Raw genomic sequence first — 826 nt, forward strand, 5'->3', positions numbered from 1 at the left:
GTCTCACGAATACGATCATCTAATATGGGATAAGATATATTGGGATTATTATCGTTTTCATTCTTTTGTCCTACCGAATAAGGAGGGTTACCAAAGATAACTTTAATATCCAGTTTCTTTTGATGCTCTAAATATTCACTGTTTTCCTCTAGTAAACCTTTCATCAAATCTTGTTTTTCAAGCATCCGAAACGTATCAGCCAAACCAATATGCTTGAATGGGATATAATTCCCTTTCATCAAACTATGATAGGTCGATTCAATGTTAATCGCTGCTATGTAATAAGCCAGTAAAACAATCTCATTGGCATGAATATCATGACGGAATTTATATTCCATATCCTCTGGTTTGATGAGATTGGATTGTAATAGCCGCGTGATAAAAGTACCCGTTCCGGTGAAAGGATCGAGAATAGAGACACCCCGTGACCCTAAGCTTTTGCCAAATTCATTGCGCAACACATCATCAACAGAATGAATGATAAAATCAACAATCTCAACGGGCGTGTAAACAATTCCAAGCTTATCCGTGGTTTTCTTAAATGCCTTGGCAAAAAAACTTTCATAAAGTTTGATAATAAGATTCTGTTTTGCATGAGTTTCCGTAATGCCTGCTGTACAGAACATGACACTTTTGTAAAATTTATCAAGATCTTTCGTTTTCTCTTCGATATTTGTTTTATCCAGTTCCGTTAAGATCTTGTCCATTGCTTGCGAAATGGCATTGTTCTGTACAAATTCATTACCGTCAAATAAAGCTTCAAACACGGGACGCGTGACAAGATGTTGCGCTAACATCTCAATCGCTTCCTCTTGCTTGATTTCAC

General features: G+C 36.7%; 1 protein-coding gene. It reads right to left on the bottom strand.

Annotated elements, in window-relative coordinates:
• Nucleotides 1-826: N-6 DNA methylase (locus ACFIL8_RS11450; protein WP_375689900.1), on the bottom strand; the 826-nt coding region annotated here is incomplete at both ends.

The organism is Bartonella sp. AP57NXGY, from assembly GCF_042195805.1.
Taxonomy (GTDB): Bacteria; Pseudomonadota; Alphaproteobacteria; order Rhizobiales; family Rhizobiaceae; genus Bartonella.